Here is an 18,150-nt window from a genome sequence, read left to right as displayed (position 1 = left end):
GCAAGAAAATACCAAAAAGCAGCAGTAACTCAGTTTTGAGTTACTGCTGCTTTTTGAGTCACTAGAATTATGGAGAAAATATTTTATTTTCTCATCCCAAATTGGGTGAGTATAACCAGCACAAAAAAGTGGAAGTAAAAGTGGCTACCGCTATAATGATAGGGTGCCAATTTACCTAGAACTGCTATGACAAAATTTGCAACAGAATCCCTAGAACAGCAGCTACTAAAAATAGGAGAACTAGCCAAGCAAACTGGTGTTACTGTAGGCACCCTGCGATACTATGAAAGCCTAGGGTTACTGGAACCTGCCTTACGCAACAGTAGCGGTTATCGTTACTACACAGCCGATGCTGCCAGACAAGTGCAATTTATTAAGAAAGCCCAAAGACTCAACTTTTCTCTTCAAGAAATTCAGCAAATTTTGGCTTCTCGCCGTCAAGGAATAACAGCTTGTCCGCTAGTGCAAGACTTATTAAGTCGCAAAATAGATTTCTTTGAGGAGGAAATTCAGCGCATGAGTGCGTTCAAAGCTGAGTTGGAAGCTTATAAAAAACTTTGGACAAATCGAGCTTCAGACAATCCCGATAGCGAGGAACTTTGCACTTTGATTGAGGGAATGAAGGAGGGTTGATCAGTTCGCTATTTCAGCTTTAACTACCTTCCCGTCTTCAATAACTGGCTGAGGTTGTTGAGGTCGTAAAATTTTCCCAAATTTAGCATACAAAGCTGGCAAAACTAACAGAGTCAAGGCAGTAGAAGTAAACAATCCTCCTAAAACTACTACTGACAAAGGTTGCAAAATTTCCTTTCCCGCGCCTCAATAGACACGAAATTGAGCTACACCAATAGGAATTTCTCTATTAACGCCAACAAATTTAGTAGAAATTCGGTATAGCCAAACGTTAGAAACACCTCTTATTCTTACATCGTTTAAAACAAGTTTAAGCTTCGCTTCTGACGCAACTGGTTGAGAGATTTTCACTACAATTTGGTTGTCTAAAATAGAAAAATCAGCATTAATTTTTCCTTTCACATCGTCTGTTAAAGTAATATTGTTGCTGACTATTAACCCCTTTGGAACATCAATAATCAGATGAGAAAGAGGGCTACGGCCTTGAGGAATGTGCAACCTAATCGTATGCCGAACAATCCTCGACCGAGTTTGAGGAAATTGTACAGCTCCATCAATATGAGGACTAGATCCTATGCTGGCACCGGCATAGTCAGCAGCAATCGGAACTGTGAGAGCTAAAGCTACAGCCGAACAGATTAGCCTTTTCATTATTTTACTCCTGTATGACAACCGATCTCGTTAATCAAGCCTCAGAATCCTTAGTAAACGACTCTGTTATTATCTAAATTGACATATTGAGATGAAATCAGGATGAAATTTTTGACCGTTCAAGCACATTTATCCAGAAATCAGATTTTCAAAAGAAAATATTCATTCCTGTGGTGGTAAGTTGCTACTGCCGAGGGTGCGATGGGATAGGATCAAGAATAGTGTGTATCAAGATATTTTTTATACTCACAACACAACATTTTCTTGAGCGAGAGGGCAAGGATAACTCGGATCGCCTGTTTCTACTTGGAGCGTAGTATGCTCAATACCAAAAAGGTCGTGCAGCTCTCGATTTATCTGCACTAAAAAAGCATCACCAGTATAAGCTGTAGGCATTACCAAGTGAGCTGTGAGGGCTGTCTCAGTTGTACTCATTGCCCAAATATGAAGGTCGTGAACACCAGTTACGCCAGGGAGTCCAGCTAAATAAGTGCGGACTGCAAGGGGTTCAATGCTTGCTGGTACGGCATCTGTTATTAAGTTGAGGGATTCTTGGAACAATTGCCAAGTCCCTAACACAATAACAACAACAATAATCAAGCTCATAATAGGGTCAAACCAAAGCCAGCCAGTTGCCACAATAGCGATGCCAGCCAGCACCGCACCCAAAGATACTGCTGCATCAGCAATCAGGTGGAGGAACGCGCCTCTGATGTTCAAGTCATTATGACGATCGGCCATAAACATTAAGGCACTTCCCGTATTAATAGCGCTGCCTACGGCTGCAACGCCAATAATTGTACCGCCTGATACTGAGCTGGGTTCTGAAAAGCGTTGAATAGCTTCCCAAGCGATCGCCCCTGAAGCTACCAGCAGAAAAATAGCGTTCAACAGAGCCGCCAAAATGGAAGAACGACGCAGCCCATAGGTGCGGCGTGCTGTAGGTCGCCGACGGGCCAGGATGGTTGCTCCCCAAGCCAGTAGCAGACCTAAAACATCACTCAAATTGTGACCTGCATCGGCAAGTAGGGCAAGGGAATTGGCAAGAATGCCATAAACTGGCTCAATGATGACAAACCCCGTGTTGAGTGCGATGCTGATGGCAAAGGCACGGTTGTAATTACCACCTCCGTGGTCGTGTCCGTGTCCTCCGTGACTGTGATTGTGAGACACGATCGCTACCCTTGAAGCTTGTTTCTCTTGCCCTACCCAACAGGGAAAATTTACTGATTAAAACTAAAGCGACCGTCTACTTTTTTCCCGCCAATATCCGAAGTAATTTTCACCTGATACTGACCCGCTGCCTTTCCAGGAAGCAAAGCCGTGTAGCTTTTTTCTTGAGCTCCATAGGTCATGGGAAGTGTCTTTTGACTACCATCAGGTAGCTGAATTTGAGCCGTTACTTTAGCATTAGAGATTTCTTCGTTATTGTCTTCTTTTAGAAGATGGAAATCTAAACGAGTTCCATTATCTTCTTTCTCAGAGACAAACTCTAAGTGATAGGGATCTGACTCGACAACTTGAGCGCCTTTGTGAGACGCGCCGGCATGGGTAGAGGGTTCTTTTTTTGCTGCTCCATCGGACGACGCGGACTCGGCAGGCTGTGCACCAGTAGAACTAGCATCGGAATTGGCGGCTTGGTTGCTGTTCCCACAAGCTCCCAAGAAAAACAGACCCACACTTCCTAGAACAATCAAGCCTGATTTGAATAAATTCATGTGCTTTACTCGTTGCATTCAATGATTAGTAATTCTAACAAATTTTACATCATCTTTATCTTGCATACTCCCCTAAGAATTAATGGCAATCTTTAGATTAATTAATCTGTGCGAAACTCAGCTACACCTATGGGAATCTCTGTATCACTACCAATGACTTTAGCTGAAAATCGGTACACAGAAGTAGAATCGAGAATGGGTTGTTTAACTTTGTTGAAATTAATATCAATCCTGCTGCCAGGAGCGACGGGTTCCACGAAGTCTAATATAATGTTTCTGCCATTGACAGAAACATTGATGCTAATTTTCCCACCCTTGTGTTCCAGCACCTCAATATCATTACTCACACCGACAGTGGGTGGAATGGCAATAATTATCTGGGTAACAGGGTTGCTGTTTTCAGGAAAGTGTAATACGAAAGTTTGTTTGACAAGCCGCCAGCGAGTAGGGGAAGAGTACACGTCTCCGTCTACATTGGAAAGCCTACTCTCATCTGTCTCGAAACTTGCATAGCTAGGAGCCATTAAAACTGTACTAACCAGAGTCAATGCAACCGCATTAATTAGTATTTTCTTCACATTATTTTTTTGGAACCTAAACGAATAAGAAAATCGGAGCAATATACCGCGAAAATCACTTTTCAAAAACAGCTTGAACTACCTTTCCGTTGTCAGAAACTGGCGGTGTTTGTTTAGGCACTAAGAATCTACCAAACTTGGCGTACAACGCGGGTAACACCAGAAGCGTTAATGCTGTAGAAGTAAACAATCCGCCTAAAACTACTACTGACAACGGTTGCAGGATTTCTTTTCCCGCGCCGCCTTCTAATGCTAAAGGTGCTAAACCTAAAGCTGAAGTTGAAGCGGTCATCAAAATAGCATTGAGCCGTTCCATCGATCCTTTAATAATTGCTTCCTTAAAAGGCATTCCCTCGGCAAATTTAGTGTTGTAGTTGTCTACTAAAAGCAAGCCGTTGCGGGTGGCAACGCCAAATAATGTAACAAAGCCAACCAGGGAAGCTACAGAGATGATGCCACCAGTTAAAGCTACCGCGATTACTCCTCCCACTAATCCGAGGGGTAAATTAATCATAATCATCGCAGTTGAAGGAATTGACTTGACGGACAAGTACATCAATACTGTAATTACAAGAAAAGAGATCGCACTAAATATCATAATATTTTGCGAAGCTCTTTGCTCGGCTTCAAATTGACCGCCGTACTGGATAAAATAGCCAAAAGGCAACTCCACCTCTTGTTTGACTTTAGCTTGAATTTCATTCACAACCGATCGCAAATCCCTACCTTTAGCATTAGCGGCCGCCACAATCAAGCGAGAAACATTCTCGCGGTTAATCGTATTGGGGCCAGTACCGTATTTGACAGTAGCAACTTGGGCGAGGGGAATTTTATTACCGCTTGGAGTATCAACCAACAAATTCTGAATAGTTTCTAAGTTATTTCGGGCTTCAGGCTGCAACCAAACAACTAAATCAAAAGTTTGCTGAACTTCTAAAACTTGAGAAACAACTTTGCCGTTTAAAGCTGTCTCAATTATTTCAGAAAGCTCTCCGATTTTCAAACCGTATCTACCCGCTGCTTGGCGGTTAAACTTAATTTGAATTTGTTGCACGGGCACCTGCGGTTCGAGTTGCAAATCCACAATTCCCTCAACTGTTTTCATTTGCTCTTCAACTTTTGCCCCGAGGCTGCGAAGCTGATCCAAATCCGGGCCAAAGATTTTGACAGCAATCTGACTTCTGACACCAGATAAAACCTCATCCATCCGGTGAGAAATAAAACCGCCGATATTTGGTGCAACTCCCGGCAATTTAGCAAATTCCTGCCGCAGCGCCTCCAAAGTTTTCGGTCTATTTTTCATGCCCTCCTCGCTCAAACCGATATCAATGTGAGCTAAATTGACTCCCGCAGCATCCGCATCTCCCGGAGCTCTGCCCGATCGCACTTGCACGTATTCAAACCTGCTATCATTCTTAAGTGCATCTTCAATAGCAAAAGCTGCGCTATCTGTTGTCTCCAAAGACACCCCCGGATAAAGCTGAATAGTATTCACCAAAGTTTGCTCCTGAAACTCAGGCAAAAACACCCGTCCAAACGAAGGCAAAATAATTAATGCAGCCACCATGCTAGCAGCAGCAAAAGCTAAAATAATCCACGAATAGCGCATTGACAATTCTACAAAAAAAAGATAGGTGCGCTTGCAAAATCTCGGCAGCCAAGGTTCCTCGGATCTCATGCGTTTAGTAGGCAACAAGATAGCGCAGAGGGCCGGAGATATTAACAGCGATTCCAGACTAGAAATCACCACAACTATCAGATAAGTAATCCCCATAGGCGTAAAAACTCGACCTTCTATACCGGGTAAAGTAAAAATTGGCGAAAACACCACAATCCCAATAACAGTCGCTCCAATTAACGAATCGCGCACCTCCTGACTGCCATCAAAAATCACATCCATTACCGGGCGAGGATGAAGAGAAGCCTTATTTTCTCTCAAATTGCGGTAGGTATTTTCCGCATAGACGATCGCATCGTCGATCGCAGTGCCGATCGCCACCGACAAACCCCCCAAAGTCATCGTATTTAATCCCAGCCCCAGCCAATACATCGCCAGCAGCGCCAACAGCCAAGTCAGAAAGAAATCCAGCAAAACCACCGCCAGAGTGCGCCAATTCATCAAAAACGGGATAAGAATAAGGGTGACGATGATGCTGCCTTCAACTAAAGCCGATCGCACATTCTCCACCGAAGAATTAATATATTCTTCCTGTCGGAAAGTCACAGTAACTTTAATATCTTTTGGTAGAGCTTCCTGTACCTCAGCCATTGCTGCCTCAACCGCTTTCGTTACCGCTGGAGTATCAGCAACGGGCTGTCTGTTTACCATCACAATCACAGCTTTTTTGCCGTTAAAGCTGCCGTCGCCCCGCTTGATAGCAGCACCAACCTTGACATCAGCGACATCACCAATTCTGACGACTGTTCCTTGCCGAGATGCGATCGCAGATTGCTGCAAATCTTCCACAGACTCAATCCGCCCCACCCCCCGGATTAAAGTTTCTCGATCCGGCGTAATTAAATACCCCCCTGGCGCGTTAACATTCGCAGCCGCTGTCGCTTCGGCAACTTGCTGCAACGACACATTAAAAGCTTTTAACTTGGCAGGTTCTACTAATACTTGATATTGCTTCTGATCGCCGCCATAAGCCACGACTTGGGCAACGCCAGTCACGCCTAAAAGGCGGTTTGTGACTTGCCAGTCAACCAGACGGCGCACTTCCATCAAAGGAGTAGTTTCCGAGGTAAAAGCATAGGTAATCACCAGACCGACAGGTGAAGTTGTCGGAGAGATTTGCGGTGTTTCTACCCCAGCCGGGAGTTTGCTTTGCGCTAGCTGCAACCTTTCTGTTATCAACTGGCGCGCTTGATAAATGTCAGTTTGCCAATCAAAAATTACCTTAACGGCAGAAAGGCCCACAGCAGAAGCCGATCGCACTGCTGTTACCCCAGGAGTTCCGTTAATCGCACTTTCGATCGGCAGTGTTACCAAAGACTCGATTTCTTCCGGCGCGAGCCCCGGTGCTTCCGTCTGAATTTCTACCTGTGGCGGTGCGAAAGGCGGGAAGACATCGAGCGACATTTGGGGGATGATAGAAAATGTCCAAAGACTAACAATAATGGTGGCGACAACGACTAGCCACCGGCGGTTTATTACCCATCTAAGAATAGTGCTGAACATTTTATTAGCTTTGAGTTAATAGATACATACTTCTGGCCATTAAATTGCTATATCCACGCAATTGTTTACTTCAAACTCTTGACTTCTTCCTCTTGAGTTTTAACGTGATGGTTGTCATTGTGTAACACCAGTTCAGTGTCTAACGCCGATGCAGAGGCGGAAAAACCATTATTTGCGGCATGGTTTCCTGAATCCGCTGCTAATGCTGGCAATTTGCGCCGATTTCCCAACAACACGCCTGCTGTGAAAGTTAGGGATGCGATCGCAATTCCTCCCCCTATTCCCGCCCACCATAAAGACACGGGTAAATTATTAAAATTAACCTCTGTTACCTTTGGAGTTGCCTCTTTCTTTTCCTCGTCTTCTGAGTGTTTATCGCTGCCGCCCCGTAAAGATTGGGCGTAAAGTTGAGGTGCTCGCTGCGTTACTATCAAATCTCCCTCGAATAAACCGGTTTTAACTTCAACTAAATCTCCAGCAGTTTGACCGGGTTCAATTTCAACAGCTTGATAAGCATTGCCATTTTGGACGTAAACGGTTTTTTTCCCGCTAACCTCCACTATTGCTGCACTCGGAATTGCTAAAATATTTGTTGCAGTTTTGTCTGTTAAAATCTCCAATTCTGCAAACAGTCCGGGCTTTAATTCGCCGTTAATATTATCAACTTCTGCTTTCACCGGCACAACCCGCGTTTCTCCTTCGACGGATGACCCAATGAAGGCGATTTTTCCATTGAAAATGCGATCAGGTAAATTAGCGACTTTTACCCTGACTTCCTGACCCTGTTTTACTTTATTCAGGTCTTTTTCGTAAATATTGGCTGTGGCAAAAACGCGGCTGTCATTTAACAGACTCATCAACGGTTTTTCAGCGTTTACTGACTCTCCTGGAGTGATTTCGCGATCGGCTACCGTCCCCGAAATCGGAGCAACTACGGTAACGAGTCCTCGATCGTTGGCAACCGTTCCTAATTGTTGGAGCCGCGCTTGATAGGGTGCGTCAGCCAAACGAATGCGCGACTGAGCAACTTGGACGGCAGTTTTGCCGCGTTTGAGTTGGTTCTCGGCTTCTAGGACTTCCCGGCGGCTCTGAGCTCTGGTAAGTTGAGCTTTTGCTTCTGCAACCATGCCTTGAGATTCCCGCAATTCCCGCATTGGGAGGTCTACTTCGGCTTGTTTAATTTCGGTTTGGGCTTGGATAACTTCAGGACGGCTTTTTGCCTTAGCAACAGTGGCTTGTGCTTCGGCGAAGTGCGCTTGCGATTCCAGCATTGTGCGCCGCGCGATCGCTCCTGATGCCACTAATTCTTTGTCGCGCTCGAACTGTTCTTTTGCCACAGTCAGTTCAGTTTCTGCCCGCGCTATTTCGGCTTGCGCTATTTCAACTTGGCGCTGATAGTTTTCTTTAGCGGCTTGCACAACTGAACGCTTGTTTACTAATTCTTGTTCTTGCTGGTACTGCTTAGTTACCGCCGTCAATTGGGTTTTGGCTTGGGCGATTTCTGCTGCGGATATTTGAAGTTGGCGATCGTAATTTTCTCGTGCTAGTTTTAGATCTCCTTGTGCTTGCTGCAAATCTGCCTCAGCTTCAGCACGTTTCGAGAGAGATTCAACCCGCAATTGTCCTAATTCTGAACTCGATAAAACCGCAACCGGTTGACCTTTTGATACTTTGTCCCCAGGCTTAACTAGCAACTCTACTACTTTCCCAGCAACAGGAGCCGTCACTTCTACTTTTTCGTTGGGTAAAGTTTCAATTTGTCCTGTGGTTTTGATGCCAATATCTAGTCGCTGGCGAGCGGCAGGGGAGACTTTAATTCCTAATCGTTTTGCTGTTTCGGCATCGACAGAAATAGCAGTAGGAGTTTCAGTTGCTTCGTCGCTATGCTTAAATTCATCTCCGTGGCCAGCGTGGGCAAAAGCGGGGGTGGACTCGATGAATAACAAAAGAGTCAGGAGTATTCCCGAAAAGTGAACAATCGGTGCTAGGGAGCGGACACGGCGGTAGTATTGCATGATTGAGTAGGGGAGAATCTGAATTCAAAGATCAGTTTTGCAGATAAAAATGAAATCCGGGTGAAATATGGTGTTACTGTTTGTACCAAGCTTGCCGCCACTCTTTCATTTGCTCGATTTCTTGCTTTTGCGAAGTCACAATCTCTTGGGACAATTTGTTTATTTCCGGCCGCTTCGACTTCTTCAAAGCATCTTGGGCCATCACTAAAGCTCCTTCGTGGTGGGGAATCATCGCATTGATAAATCGCAAGTCAAATTGGTCGTCAGCGGCCCCTAAATCCATGCTCATCATCATGCTTTGCATTTGTTCGGGAGTCATTGCCATCGTGTGACTCATTGGAGCGTGATAAGCCATTGGCGTACTGCTGGCTTTGGCATACCAAGCTTTTCGCCACTCTTTCATTTGATTGATTTCGCGGTTCTGAGCGGCAATCATCTCATTTGCTATTTTTTTCATTTCCGGGCGTTTGGATTTATTTAGTACCTCTTTTGCCATGTTTACTGCACCTTGATGGTGCAGTGTCATGCCATCAATAAATCGCAAATCGTACTCGGCATCAGCCGGGCCTAAATCCATTGACATATTGTGATCCATGCCATGATTCATGCCACCCATGCCACCTTGTGCCGCGTCTGGCTTGTTGTTCACTTCGGTTGCAGCCGTAACATTTGGGGCTTGAGTTTCGCTTGTAGGAGCTTTTGAACAAGCTGCAAGCACTCCGCTGGTTAAGGCGGCTGTGGCGATCAATGTCAGCCCTGCAAAGCCGGTTTTTAATGAAATTGGTTTCATACATTTTATATGCTTAAAACGACTATTTATCTTCAGCTTTCCACATATAAATGAAATTAGGATGAAATTTTCGACTGGAAATTGTAAAAAATTATTGCTGTGCCGTCGATCCCACTCAAAGTTAAGATTTACAGGACTCATAACCTAATTATGTAGGGTGCACAGTGCGCCCCTTACCCCTATGGGTAGGGTGTCAAACCACTTTTTCCATAATTCCTGATTAATTTCGCAATCCCCCATTAACTCTCCAGTGGACTAGAGAAGTCCCAGCAGTTGACTCAGCCGCCGTTGTTTAAGCCGATCTCAAGACGAAATTGGTGACAATTCAAACTGTGAAACCGGAAAATGAAGTTAGGGAAGCGATCGCATCTGTTGGCAGTTGAAGACAGAAGGCAGAATATTACCCATTCCCAATTTCAGAGTGCATATATGGATCACCTCACAGTCAAACTCCAAGGCATGAGTTGAGTCGATGGCCCCTTCTGCTGGTATCCAGCGCGTTTTTGCTGAAGTTGGACTAGACCCAAAAGCAGCTCAAATCTAAACACTGCAAGCACCAGGGAAAATTGTAGCGATGCTGGGAGATGGGATTAACGAGGCTCCGGCTTGGGCAATAGCGGATGTGGGAACTGCGACGCTGCTCATGTAAGGGTATAAATAAGCTTTCAGGTGTTGACATATCATTATTTGCTGATATGATGATACAAAAGAGCTTTGTATTGGAACTAAGCATATGATTGTCTCTGCTCAATCCCAGTCCACTCGCTTGAAAGCAAAACTCTTTCGTGGGTTTTCTGATCCATCACGATTGGCGATTTTGGACGTGCTGCGATCGCGTCCAATGACCGTGAGTGAAATTGTTGAAGCAACCGGGCTATCGCAATCTAACACCTCAAACCACTTGGGCTGTCTCCGTGATTGCGGTCTGGTAAACACCGTACAGCAAGGACGGTACACGAGCTATCAACTCGCCGATGCACGAGTTGCTGAGATTTTGGAAATGGTCGAAGAGTTACTGGCTGATGTAGCAAAAGGAGTTTATGAATGTACCCGCTACAACTGCTCAGAGAACGAATAACAACAAGCTAAACAGGAGGCACGATGTCAGACTGTGGATGTCACATGGAAGCCAAGAACGCAGCCGAGCGTAAAACGTTGCGAATTCTGTTACTTATCAATGGCACAATGTTTGTCGTCGGAATTGTGGCAGGAGTTTTAGCGGATTCAACTGCCTTAGTTGCAGACTCATTAGATATGTTTGCAGATGCTTCAGTTTACACGATGTCGCTGTATGCAGTTGGCAAATCGGCGCATCACAAGAATCGTGCAGCGACTCTAAGTGGTATTTTTCAGATCACGTTAGCCGTGATGGTTGTCGTCGATGTGATTCGACGGTTTGTTTGGGGAAGTTCACCGGAATCAGGTTGGATGATGGCAATGGCTTTTTTGGCGCTGATTGCTAACAGTTATGGTTTGTACCTTCTCTCAAAGCATCGTAAGGGTGAGGTACATATGCGGGCAAGTTGGATATTTACGCAGAATGATGTAATTGCAAATTTTAGTGTGATCGTCGCAGGTTTCCTAGTCACTCTATTTAATTCTCGGTTTCCCGATTTAATTGTTGGATTTGGAATCGCAAGCCTAGTCGTTTGGGGTGGAATCAGTATTATTCGAGATGCACAACGCGACAGAATGAAGCAACAACGGCTGTAGTAATATCGCTTAACAGGTTTTGCAGCAACGATTTGAACGTTTCTCGCTTCGTTTTAGTTTTTTCATCGCCGAGACATAGAAACAGTACCGAAGATAGCTATGAGTAAAATGTACTCCAGCAACTTAACCCTGGAACAATGGGAGTTGATTGAACCTTTTATTTCACCTGTAACATCTAGGGATCGTCATCCTAAGGTTGAGGTGTGAAATGTCCTGAATGCGATATTTTACCTGTTAACCCAAGGCTGTACTTGGCGTGACTTATTTGGAAATTCCCCACCTTGGCAGAGCGTGCATCGCTACTTCTGCACCTAGCGTAAAGACGGAATTTTGCTGAGGCTAAATGACCGACTTAGAGCCTAGGTTAGAGTTAGCCACAACCGAGTGGTGAGTCGGTCTGAAGCCATCGTGGATAGTCAAAGCATCAAAAACGCAGCAATGGTAAACCAAGCAATGGGATGTGACGCAGGCAAGCAAATAATATGAGTCAATAATTTTTACTTAACCTGAGCAAAACGATAATAATTCTTACTCTCGATCGCAACTTGTGACCGCTAACTAGAACTAACTAGCAGCCCAACTTTTAACTCAATAATTTCCCAAATTTTGAGCTTTGGAGATATAGTATGAATATGTGTTCATAAGTTAATTATTTCTTTCAACCTAGGAGACATCATGAACAAGCCAAAAGCATCGGATTCCGGCTGCTGTAGTTGCAGTCACGACGATCGCCCCGATCTCAGTCATGAGAATCATAACCATGACCACAGCCACAACCGCGGTCAAGGAGACTTCAACCTGAAGCAAGAATTGATTCCTGTGATATCGGTTGTTGTCCTATTTGTTGGCGGTTTAATTTTTGAAGAAAAACTGCACAACACGCCCTATTCTGTAGGTGAATATCTGGTTTTCATCCCAGCCTATCTTTTAAGCGGATGGAATGTTTTAACCAGTGCGGGTCACAACATTCTACGAGGTCGATTTTTTGATGAAAACTTCTTAATGACTATAGCAACACTCGGGGCTGTAGCTATTCACAAACTCCCTGAAGCAGTCGGGGTGATGTTGTTTTTCAAAATCGGAGAACTTTTTCAAGAATTTGCCGTTGGGCGATCGCGTCAATCGATCCGATCGCTTTTAGAAATTCGCCCAGACAGCGCCAACCTCAAGGAAAATGGCGACATCAAAAAAGTTTCGCCCGAAACCGTAGCCGTCGGCGATATCATCCTCGTCAAACCCGGAGAAAAAATCCCCTTAGACGGTGAAATTATAGACGGCAATTCTCAAATTGACACATCTGCACTAACTGGAGAATCAGTACCTCGAACCGTGAAAGCTGGAGAAACAGTTTTAGCAGGAACAATTAACCAGACAGGAGTTCTCACCGTCAAAGTGACCAAACTCTTTGGTGAATCTTCAATCTCCCGAATTCTGGAATTAGTAGAAAATGCCAGAAGCAAAAAAGCTGAAACTGAGAAATTCATCACCAAATTTGCCAGTTACTACACGCCGTTTGTAGTATTTGCATCGCTAGCAGTAGCTTTAATTCCGCCTTTGTTCATTTCAGGAGCAACTAATGCAGACAGATTTTTATGGGTTTACCGCGCCCTAGTCTTGTTAGTTATTTCCTGTCCTTGCGGATTGGTGATTAGCATTCCTCTGGGATACTTTGGGGGAATTGGCGGTGCAGCCAAGCGCGGTATTTTGGTTAAAGGCTCGACTTTTTTAGATACCCTGACAGCAGTCAAGACAGTTGTTTTGGACAAAACAGGAACTTTGACAAAAGGAGTTTTTAAAGTAGCACAAATTGTGCCTAGAAATGGTTTTGCCCAAACAGAGTTGATGACAATAGCGGCTAAAGTAGAATCTCAATCAAATCACCCAGTCGCGAAATCTATTATGGAAGCTTACGGCGGAAATATAGATTCATCGGATGTGAAAGATTACGAAGAAATAGCGGGACACGGCATTCGAGCCAAATTAAATAATCAAATTGTGCTGGCGGGAAATGACCGTTTGCTGCACCGAGAAAATATCCCTCACGATCTCTGCAATGCTGAAGGTACTGTCGTGCATTTAGCGGTAGACAACCGCTACGCTGGCTATATTTTGATTGCTGACGAGCTTAAGGAAGACGCAGTACAGGCTATTCGCGACCTCAAAAAATTAGGTGTTGAGCGAATCGTGATGCTCACAGGAGATAATCAAGCTGTAGCCGATAGTGTTGCGAGAAAGCTCGGTTTAGATTCCTATTTAGCCGAGTTATTACCCGAAGGAAAAGTCGAGGCGATCGAAAAACTGATCGATCAATCTAAAAAAGGCGATAAAATTGTCTTTGTGGGGGACGGAATTAATGATGCACCCGTTCTTGCGAGAGCTGATGTGGGCATAGCGATGGGGGGTTTGGGTTCGGATGCGGCGATCGAAACTGCCGATGTTGTGATTATGGCAGATGCACCGTCCAAAGTGGCTGAAGCTATTCAGATTGCCCGAAAGACTCACAATATTGTTTGGCAAAATATCATTTTTGCCATGTTAGTCAAAGGCATATTTATTGCTTTCGGTGCTTTTGGGTTAGCTACAATGTGGGAGGCAGTTTTTGCGGATGTTGGGGTGGCTTTAGCAGCTATTTTCAATGCGACTAGAGTTTTGAAATAGAGTGTTCGCAGGGTGGGCATTGCCCACCTTACGCCACAATTGAAACATACATTTTGAGGTCAAAAATACTATGCGTCGTCAACGTTCTCAGCCCTGGATTCACCGCTATTCTCGTCCCATCACGGCAGGAATTGCCTCGATAGGGGCTGCGATCACTGCTTATCTAACAGTGGTCAAGTTATCCAACGGCACGGCAGTTTGTCCGGTCGAAGGCTGCGATATCGTGCTTTCGAGTCCCTATGCCTATGTCTTTGGTTTGCCTCTTTCTTTGTTCGGTTTTTTGGGCTATTTGAGCATGATAGTTTTTGCCGTAGCTCCCCTACTTGTTAATCCCGTAGAACAGAAGAGTCTCCGCTCTAAGTTAGAGTCTTGGACGGGACTATTTCTGTTTGCTGGTAGCACAGCTATGACGATTTTCAGCGGCTATCTGATGTATGTACTGGCTGTTGATATCAAAGCAGCTTGTATTTACTGTATTGCCTCTGCTTTGTTTGCAACTAGCTTGTTTGTCTTAGCATTAATCGGTCGCGAATGGGATGATATTGGGCAACTATTTTTTATAGGAATTCTGGTGTCTATGTTAGTGCTGATTTCCTCTCTGGCTCTTTATGCCGATGTCAATAATCTCGGTACAGCTAAGGAGACTAGCATGAAGACTATAACATCTTCCGGTACTTCCGAAATTGCTTTAGCGCAACATTTAAAAATAGTGGGAGCTAAAATGTACGGCTCTTTTACCTGCGATCATTGTCAAGCGCAGAAAGAAAGTTTTGGCAAAGAAGCGGCTGGCATTATCAATTATATCGAGTGCAATCCTCAAGGAAAAAATGCTCGGCGCGATCTTTGCGAAGCTGCGAAGATTCAAGCGACTCCCACTTGGGAAATTAACGGTAAGTTTTACCAAGGGCAAAAATCGTTGCAGGAGTTAGCTGATTTATCTGGCTATCAAGGAACTCGCGAATTTAAAAATCTCTCAAATCAGGAACGTTGACAAGAGTGATTTTTGGCGATCGACCTAATCATAGTCGATCGCACGCATCTCGGTTTAAGGTATGAAAAATACACAATTTTATATTTATGGTAATCGTGCGGTTGTAGCTAATGGGCGATCGATTATAGTTTGTTACTTTCTCAGGAACAGAAAGTGTTGATTGTTTCTGTTCCTGAGAGAAACTAAAGTCGGATGAGACGAATACGATTTTCGGGCATTCGTTGGAGATTGGCAGCAACTTTGGGGCTTCTATCGTCGCAAACTGTCGATGTTGGCACAAAAGACGGGGCGCAAGAAAGTGAACCAGAGTGCGGATGCTGTTGGAGGATGGGTTAAAAGAAGAGGTATAGGGCTAAGGATTCTCTTGATATTGTGCGATCGCTGTAATCCGAGAGTGGCGATCGCTTTTTCATGCTAGCGGGACTTAAACAACAAGTTTTAAAACTAAACATCGTCGCCCCAATCTAGGATACACCGACTTTGAAAACACGCCCTAGGGATTCAAGAGACAGCGGAGCGTGGTGTCCAGGGTGTTGGTTTCTCCTTTTTAGAGGTTCTCAAAAATTTCTTTTCATTCCCCCTTGACACTCCAGTGGACTGGATACTGCAAGATAGGATTAACCCCTCAAAGGAAAGGAAAAATACAACCATGACACTACAGCTAAAAGTCCCTAACATGGCGTGTTCAGCTTGTGGCAAAACCATTACCAAAGCCATCAAGACAGTAGATGCCGCCGCAAATGTTCAGGCAGATCCCAAAACCAAACTGGTCAATATCCAAACTCAAGCATCTGAAGCCGCCATTACAGAGGCAATTACAGCGGCCGGTTATCCCGTTACCTGTCACTAAAGATTTCTCAGACCCATATTAAGGATGAAAATAAGGAGGTTTTGTATGGAAAACGCCACTATGAAACTGCGAGGCATGAGTTGTGCCTCTTGTGCAAGTAACATCGAAGAGGCAATCCGCTCAGTTCCAGGAGTTGAGACGTGCAATGTTAACTTTGGAGCTGAACAAGCCAGCGTTACATATAATCCCAGCCAAACTGATGTAGCAGCGATTCAGGATGCCGTGGATGCGGCTGGATATTCTGCTCTGCCGATGCAAGATGATGTACTTGCCCCTGAAGATGATGCAGAACGGCAGGCGCGGCAAAGTGAAAATCAGGACTTGACCCGCAAGGTGTGGGTTAGCGGTATTATCAGCGCCGTTATCGTGATTGGCTCGCTGCCTGCGATGACGGGATTGCCTATTCCCTTGATTCCCATGTGGCTGCACCATCCCTGGCTACAACTTGTACTCACTACTCCAGTATTGTTTTGGGCGGGTAGGTCTTTCTACATCAATGCCTGGAAAGCCTTGAAGCGCCATACGGCGACAATGGATACGCTAGTAGCGATCGGGACAGGGGCAGCTTACCTCTATTCTCTATTTCCCACCTTCTCTCCCCAGTGGTTTATCAGTCAGGGTCTTCAACCAGATGTGTACTTTGAAGCAGCATCTGTAATTATTGCATTGCTCTTGCTAGGACGACTGTTGGAAAACCGCGCTAAGGGACAAACCTCAGAAGCAATTCGTTCTCTTATGGGTTTGCAGGCAAAAACGGCGCGGGTAATTCGTAATGGACGAGAGGTGGACATTCCCATCGCTGAGGTAGTGTTGGAAGATGTCATTCTAGTTCGTCCGGGTGAAAAGATTCCCGTGGATGGCGAGATTATTGATGGCTCCTCAACGATTGATGAGGCAATGGTAACGGGTGAAAGTGTACCCGTGAAAAAGCAGCCTGGTGATGAAGTGATTGGAGCGACTATTAACAAGACTGGAAGCTTCAAATTCCGAGCCACACGAGTGGGTAAAGATACGTTTTTGGCGCAAATCGTTAAACTGGTGCAGCAAGCGCAAGGCTCCAAGGCACCGATTCAGCGATTAGCCGATCGCGTTACGGGATGGTTTGTCCCTGTTGTGATTGCCATTGCGATCGCTACCTTCATCATCTGGTACAACATCATGGGCAACGTCACAATGGCATTGATTACCACCGTGGGCGTGCTGATTATTGCTTGTCCCTGTGCGCTTGGCTTAGCCACACCAACCTCGATCATGGTGGGTACAGGTAAAGGGGCAGAAAACGGAATTTTGATTAAAGGTGCAGATAGTTTAGAACTGGCGCACAAACTGCAAACTGTTGTTTTAGACAAAACAGGTACGATTACGCAAGGTAAACCCACTGTAACGGACTTTATAACGGTTAATGGTACCGCCAATGGTAACGAGCTAAAACTTCTGCGCCTCGCTGCATCCGTCGAACGGAATTCAGAACATCCTCTGGCAGAAGCGGTGGTGCAATATGCCCAATTTCAAGGAGTGGAGTTGAAGGATTCACGGGAGTTTGAGGCTCACGCAGGCAGTGGTGTGCAAGGGTATGTATCCAATCAATGGGTGCAAATTGGAACTCATCGTTGGATGAACGAATTGGGAATTGATACCAGTAGTTTGCAGCCACCGTGGGATCGATTGGAATATCTCGGTAAGACGGTTATCTGGATTGCCGTAAATGGCAAAGTAGAAGGAATTATGGGCATTGCCGATGCAGTGAAACCATCTTCTGTTGTCGCAATTCGCACTTTACAAAAGATGGGATTAGAAGTGGTAATGCTAACAGGTGATAACCGTCGCACGGCGGAAGTCATAGCGCGGGAAGTCGGCATCAAACGAGTTATTGCAGAAGTTCGTCCCGATCAAAAAGTCGCTCAAATCGAAAATCTTCAGGCAGAGGGAAAAATTGTCGCAATGGTGGGGGATGGAATCAATGATGCACCTGCACTTGCTCAAGCTGACGTAGGCATGGCAATTGGCACAGGAACAGATGTCGCGATCGCAGCTAGCGATATCACTCTAATTTCTGGTGACTTACAAGGCATTGTTACTGCCATCCAACTGTCGCGCGCTACGATCCAAAACATCAAACAAAATCTGTTTTTTGCCTTTGTCTACAATATGGCAGGCATTCCCATCGCCGCCGGAATTCTTTTCCCGATTTTTGGATGGCTCCTCAATCCAATTATTGCCGGGGCAGCAATGGCATTTAGTTCCGTTTCTGTAGTAACAAATGCGTTGCGGCTCCGTAACTTTCGACCCAAAAAGGTTGGCTAATTTGATTCTTGCTTAAGAAGGAATAATCATGAACAAGCAACTTATATTTCTAGGAACATTAGCAAGAT

The 18,150-nt window shown here is 45.0% G+C and carries 16 protein-coding genes and 1 pseudogene; 9 read left to right on the top strand and 8 right to left on the bottom strand.

What is annotated here, in order from left to right:
• Positions 1–186: 186 nt before the first annotated feature.
• On the top strand, positions 187–633 hold the full coding sequence (locus QUB08_RS08255; protein WP_333176567.1) for a heavy metal-responsive transcriptional regulator: 447 nt from the start codon (positions 187–189) through the stop codon (positions 631–633).
• Here the strand turns inward: QUB08_RS08255 and QUB08_RS08250 are convergent.
• The 8 genes and pseudogenes from QUB08_RS08250 to QUB08_RS08215 all read right to left on the bottom strand — a co-directional run.
• Positions 634–819, bottom strand: a pseudogene (locus QUB08_RS08250) (efflux RND transporter permease subunit); the annotation flags it as partial.
• Positions 820–1,284 (bottom strand): hypothetical protein, encoded by a 465-nt coding sequence (locus tag QUB08_RS08245; RefSeq protein WP_333176565.1) that lies wholly within the window; start codon positions 1,282–1,284, stop codon positions 820–822.
• Positions 1,285–1,530: 246 nt separating this feature from the next.
• A complete protein-coding gene (locus tag QUB08_RS08240; protein WP_333176562.1) occupies positions 1,531–2,457 on the bottom strand; it encodes a cation diffusion facilitator family transporter in 927 nt (308 codons plus the stop codon).
• Positions 2,458–2,507: 50 nt separating this feature from the next.
• Positions 2,508–3,002: a hypothetical protein gene (locus QUB08_RS08235; RefSeq protein ID WP_333176559.1), complete on the bottom strand. Its 495-nt coding sequence runs from the start codon at positions 3,000–3,002 to the stop codon at positions 2,508–2,510.
• Positions 3,003–3,103: 101 nt separating this feature from the next.
• Complete coding sequence (locus tag QUB08_RS08230) at positions 3,104–3,580, bottom strand: DUF2808 domain-containing protein (RefSeq protein ID WP_333176556.1); 477 nt, start codon at positions 3,578–3,580, stop codon at positions 3,104–3,106.
• A 55-nt stretch (positions 3,581–3,635) separates the two neighbouring features.
• Positions 3,636–6,761: an efflux RND transporter permease subunit gene (locus QUB08_RS08225; protein ID WP_333176553.1), complete on the bottom strand. Its 3,126-nt coding sequence runs from the start codon at positions 6,759–6,761 to the stop codon at positions 3,636–3,638.
• Between the two features lie 65 nt (positions 6,762–6,826).
• Positions 6,827–8,707, bottom strand: a complete 1,881-nt coding sequence (locus tag QUB08_RS08220; protein WP_333224266.1) for an efflux RND transporter periplasmic adaptor subunit — start codon at positions 8,705–8,707, stop codon at positions 6,827–6,829.
• A gap of 142 nt (positions 8,708–8,849) precedes the next feature.
• Complete coding sequence (locus QUB08_RS08215) at positions 8,850–9,566, bottom strand: DUF305 domain-containing protein (RefSeq protein WP_333224265.1); 717 nt, start codon at positions 9,564–9,566, stop codon at positions 8,850–8,852.
• Between the two features lie 345 nt (positions 9,567–9,911).
• Between QUB08_RS08215 and QUB08_RS08210 the strand changes: the two genes are divergently transcribed.
• The 8 genes from QUB08_RS08210 to QUB08_RS08180 all read left to right on the top strand — a co-directional run bounded on the left by QUB08_RS08210 (position 9,912) and on the right by QUB08_RS08180 (position 18,082).
• Entirely contained in the window at positions 9,912–10,034 is a 123-nt protein-coding gene (locus QUB08_RS08210; RefSeq protein WP_333176545.1) for a hypothetical protein, read from the top strand.
• A gap of 265 nt (positions 10,035–10,299) precedes the next feature.
• A complete protein-coding gene (locus QUB08_RS08205) occupies positions 10,300–10,644 on the top strand; it encodes a metalloregulator ArsR/SmtB family transcription factor (RefSeq protein WP_333176542.1) in 345 nt (114 codons plus the stop codon).
• A 44-nt stretch (positions 10,645–10,688) separates the two neighbouring features.
• Positions 10,689–11,279: a cation transporter gene (locus QUB08_RS08200; protein ID WP_333224264.1), complete on the top strand. Its 591-nt coding sequence runs from the start codon at positions 10,689–10,691 to the stop codon at positions 11,277–11,279.
• Positions 11,280–11,492: 213 nt separating this feature from the next.
• The gene (locus QUB08_RS32130) at positions 11,493–11,594 is read left to right on the top strand and encodes a transposase (RefSeq protein ID WP_445242792.1); all 102 of its coding nucleotides are present in this window, start codon (positions 11,493–11,495) and stop codon (positions 11,592–11,594) included.
• A 360-nt stretch (positions 11,595–11,954) separates the two neighbouring features.
• Positions 11,955–13,937, top strand: coding sequence for a heavy metal translocating P-type ATPase (locus QUB08_RS08195; RefSeq protein ID WP_333176535.1), 1,983 nt, complete (start codon positions 11,955–11,957; stop codon positions 13,935–13,937).
• 70 nt (positions 13,938–14,007) lie between these two features.
• The gene (locus tag QUB08_RS08190; protein WP_333176533.1) at positions 14,008–14,928 is read left to right on the top strand and encodes a vitamin K epoxide reductase family protein; all 921 of its coding nucleotides are present in this window, start codon (positions 14,008–14,010) and stop codon (positions 14,926–14,928) included.
• A gap of 649 nt (positions 14,929–15,577) precedes the next feature.
• Positions 15,578–15,778 (top strand): heavy-metal-associated domain-containing protein, encoded by a 201-nt coding sequence (locus tag QUB08_RS08185; protein ID WP_333176530.1) that lies wholly within the window; start codon positions 15,578–15,580, stop codon positions 15,776–15,778.
• Positions 15,779–15,823: 45 nt separating this feature from the next.
• Positions 15,824–18,082, top strand: coding sequence for a heavy metal translocating P-type ATPase (locus QUB08_RS08180; RefSeq protein WP_333224263.1), 2,259 nt, complete (start codon positions 15,824–15,826; stop codon positions 18,080–18,082).
• Positions 18,083–18,150: the final 68 nt, after the last annotated feature.

Source organism: Microcoleus sp. BR0-C5 (genome assembly GCF_036705045.1).
Classification (GTDB): domain Bacteria; phylum Cyanobacteriota; class Cyanobacteriia; order Cyanobacteriales; family Microcoleaceae; genus Microcoleus.
Note: the sequence above shows the minus strand (reverse complement) of the source record. Positions and strands in the feature narration are given on the sequence as shown.

Excerpts from the sequence above, each read along its gene's own strand:
- QUB08_RS08235 (WP_333176559.1), bottom strand. The coding sequence starts at position 3,002 with ATGAATTTATTCAAATCAGGCTTGATTGTTCTAGGAAGTGTGGGTCTG.
- QUB08_RS08245 (WP_333176565.1), bottom strand. The coding sequence starts at position 1,284 with ATGAAAAGGCTAATCTGTTCGGCTGTAGCTTTAGCTCTCACAGTTCCG.
- QUB08_RS08190 (WP_333176533.1), top strand. The coding sequence starts at position 14,008 with ATGCGTCGTCAACGTTCTCAGCCCTGGATTCACCGCTATTCTCGTCCC.
- QUB08_RS08200 (WP_333224264.1), top strand. The coding sequence starts at position 10,689 with ATGGAAGCCAAGAACGCAGCCGAGCGTAAAACGTTGCGAATTCTGTTA.
- QUB08_RS08180 (WP_333224263.1), top strand. The coding sequence starts at position 15,824 with ATGGAAAACGCCACTATGAAACTGCGAGGCATGAGTTGTGCCTCTTGT.
- QUB08_RS08185 (WP_333176530.1), top strand. The coding sequence starts at position 15,578 with ATGACACTACAGCTAAAAGTCCCTAACATGGCGTGTTCAGCTTGTGGC.
- QUB08_RS08210 (WP_333176545.1), top strand. The coding sequence starts at position 9,912 with ATGAAGTTAGGGAAGCGATCGCATCTGTTGGCAGTTGAAGACAGAAGG.
- QUB08_RS08205 (WP_333176542.1), top strand. The coding sequence starts at position 10,300 with ATGATTGTCTCTGCTCAATCCCAGTCCACTCGCTTGAAAGCAAAACTC.
- QUB08_RS08195 (WP_333176535.1), top strand. The coding sequence starts at position 11,955 with ATGAACAAGCCAAAAGCATCGGATTCCGGCTGCTGTAGTTGCAGTCAC.
- QUB08_RS08255 (WP_333176567.1), top strand. The coding sequence starts at position 187 with ATGACAAAATTTGCAACAGAATCCCTAGAACAGCAGCTACTAAAAATA.
- QUB08_RS08225 (WP_333176553.1), bottom strand. The coding sequence starts at position 6,761 with ATGTTCAGCACTATTCTTAGATGGGTAATAAACCGCCGGTGGCTAGTC.
- QUB08_RS08215 (WP_333224265.1), bottom strand. The coding sequence starts at position 9,566 with ATGAAACCAATTTCATTAAAAACCGGCTTTGCAGGGCTGACATTGATC.